Below are 2567 nucleotides of genomic sequence, written 5' to 3' on the forward strand. Positions count from 1 at the left end.
GGTCTAAACATCCGTAAAGGCCAGATCGGGAGCTAACGACACGCCGTCATTAGACCCACTTTTTGTCTATTAACCCAACCTGTGGATACAAGACGCCCCACGCACCCGCCAGAGCTCGCATACCCTTGCTGCCTTCCGGCCCTGGGGGAGTTTTGCAAGATGACGCCACGTGGGGAGTCAGGTGCCAGTCTAAACGAGTTCGCGGGGAATGCAAAACGCAGGGATAGGGCCCGGCTTCATTTTCACCATTTTTTGTGTCGGAGGCCCGCGGTACACTCTCTAGCGTGAGTGGGCGATCCCCGCGGTGGCGGGAGTATCGCCGTCGTCCACAACAACAGGGAGAATCAATGGCTTTCCTTACCGAAGATCTATTGGAAACACTGCGCTCGCGGGCGGCGGCGGTGGATGCCGCCAATGTTTTCCCGCGTGAAGACTACGAAGATTTGAAGCAGGCCGGCTACTACGGTGCTTTTGTCCCCAAGGAATACGGTGGGGCCGGCTTGAGCCTGGTTGAAATTTGTGCGGAACAAACCCGTTTAGCGAAGTACGCCCCGGCCACCGCGTTGGGCATTAATATGCACCAGATTATTGTGGGGCTCGGCCGTCACCTGGTGCGCAACGGCGTGGCCGCTGGGGAAAAGATCCTACGTGAAGCCGCGGCCGGTAAGCTCTTCGCTTTCGGTATTTCTGAACCGGGTAATGACCTAGTGCTTTTCGGTTCGCTCACCCGAGCTGAACGCGATGAGGCGGGGTACCGGCTGTACGGCACCAAAGTTTTCACGTCCCTCGCGCCCGCGTGGGATTACCTCATGACTTTCGGCGCGCTCAAGGATGACTCCGGGGTGCGTGATGTTTTCGGCCTGGTTGAACGGGGCGACGGCGGCTTCGCCATCAAGGATGATTGGAACACCCTCGGGATGCGGGCCACCCAATCCAATTCCACGGTTTTGGACGGCGCGCTACTTCGCGATGAAAACGTCTTGGGAATCGTGGCACCGGGCCCGAATAAGGAACCGGTTGTTTACGGCATCTTCTCCAATTTTGAGATTCTCCTCGGTGCTACCTATCAGGGTATTGGTGAACGCGCCATTGAGGTCGCGGTGGAGCATGTTAAGAAGCGCCGCTCGGTCCTCCACAATGATGTTTACGCAAATGATCCCGATATCCGCTGGCGTATTGCGGAAGCCGCACTCACAATGAACGCGGTGGGTCCGCAGCTGCGTGAACTGGCTGCACATATTGACAGCGGGGAGCTGGGCGGAGCGGATGAATACCCGCGTTTCTCCGCGGCCAAGAATGTGGCGGCGGAAGCGTCGCTGCGCACCGTGGAAGAATGCATCCGCGCCTGCGGAGGAAGCTCGTACTACGCGGGTCATGAACTTTCGCGACTCTACCGCGATGTGCTCGCTGGACTTTTCCAGCCTTCCGACCAGGAGTCCCTCCACGGTTCCTGGGCAAGCCTGGTGCTCGGGCCCGTCACGCGCAAGGAGAACTAGCCCCAGAAATCAAGGAGTCTATGTATGAGTGAATCCGTACCCGAAGTTTCTTACAGCGCGAACGTGGATCGCACGCTGCTCGGTGAGCTTCCCTGGCAGCCCGCGCTTGAACATCTGGATTTGCTGGCTGCGCCGGTGGCGCAGGGCCTACGGACCATTGCACAGAGCCATCCTGAGCTCGCAGCGCAAGCTCTGGTCACAGAGATTGACCCGGACTTCGCGGATACCGAACCTATGACCGAGCACTACGGGCTCGATTTAGCGGTGTCGTGTAATTGCGTGCTGGTGGCCGGCAAGCGTGAAGGTGAGGAACGGGTGGCGGCCTGCGTGGTGCGGGCAACTACCCGCGCGGATGTGAACCACGTGGTGAAGAAATTCCTCAACGTTCGCAAGGCTTCGTTCTGGCCTACCGAGCTGGCGGTGGAAGCTTCGGGTATGGAGTACGGCGGGATTTCCCCGGTTGGGGTTCCGCAGACATGGAATCTCCTGATTGATGAGCGGGTGGCTGCCGGAACGGCTCTTATTGGCTCGGGGTTGCGCCGCTCAAAGCTCGTGGTGCCGGGGGCACTGCTCGCGCAGCTGCCCGGTGCGCACGTGTTGAACAACTTGGCAATTGAGTAACAATCGGTGATCGCACTAACTGTGCGATCAAATAACGTGGGCATCACCTCATTGCGCTGGGTGGTGCTCACACCCGAATCTACGCTAAGCTGTACAGGCAGTTTAAAACTGCCCTGGAGGATTCGCCTAGTGGCCTATGGCGCACGCTTGGAAAGCGTGTTGGGTGCAAGCCCTCGGGGGTTCGAATCCCCCATCCTCCGCAATAGGTTTAGCCCCCAAGCCGGATAATCGGCTTGGGGGCTAAGTTTTTGTTGAGCTGCCGCGGGAAAGTCGGCGTCGGCGCGACGGTTTCGTGTCGCGTTTGTTCTGGTCTTTGGTGGTCTTTTTGGGGTTCTTGGGGGTACATTTGGGGGTACCCGTTCGGGGTACAAAGCGGGTTAATAGACAAAAAGTGGGTCTAATGACGGCGTGTCGTTAGCTCCCGATCTGGCCTTTACGGATGTTTAGACC

The 2567-nt window shown here is 58.5% G+C and carries 2 protein-coding genes, 1 tRNA gene and 1 other RNA gene; 3 read left to right on the forward strand and 1 reads right to left on the reverse strand.

Going from position 1 to position 2567, the window contains the following annotated elements; translation table 11 throughout:
* Positions 1–85: 85 nt before the first annotated feature.
* Positions 86–182: signal recognition particle sRNA small type (gene ffs, locus ACRQEG_RS09430), an RNA gene on the reverse strand.
* A 165-nt stretch (positions 183–347) separates the two neighbouring features.
* On the opposite strand from ffs, the gene ACRQEG_RS09435 reads away from it, so the two are divergent.
* The 3 genes from ACRQEG_RS09435 to ACRQEG_RS09445 all read left to right on the forward strand — a co-directional run bounded on the left by ACRQEG_RS09435 (position 348) and on the right by ACRQEG_RS09445 (position 2317).
* Positions 348–1496, forward strand: coding sequence for an acyl-CoA dehydrogenase family protein (locus ACRQEG_RS09435; RefSeq protein WP_320757718.1), 1149 nt, complete (start codon positions 348–350; stop codon positions 1494–1496).
* A 24-nt stretch (positions 1497–1520) separates the two neighbouring features.
* Positions 1521–2117, forward strand: coding sequence for a YbaK/EbsC family protein (locus tag ACRQEG_RS09440; RefSeq protein WP_320757719.1), 597 nt, complete (start codon positions 1521–1523; stop codon positions 2115–2117).
* Between the two features lie 115 nt (positions 2118–2232).
* A tRNA-Ser gene (locus ACRQEG_RS09445) sits at positions 2233–2317 on the forward strand.
* Positions 2318–2567: the final 250 nt, after the last annotated feature.

It is taken from the genome of Actinotignum stranguriae (genome assembly GCF_051265215.1).
In the GTDB taxonomy this organism is placed as follows: domain Bacteria; phylum Actinomycetota; class Actinomycetes; order Actinomycetales; family Actinomycetaceae; genus Actinotignum; species Actinotignum schaalii_C.

Coding starts and splice junctions, on each gene's coding strand:
- ACRQEG_RS09435 (WP_320757718.1), top strand. CDS start 348: ATGGCTTTCCTTACCGAAGATCTATTGGAAACACTGCGCTCGCGGGCG.
- ACRQEG_RS09440 (WP_320757719.1), top strand. CDS start 1,521: ATGAGTGAATCCGTACCCGAAGTTTCTTACAGCGCGAACGTGGATCGC.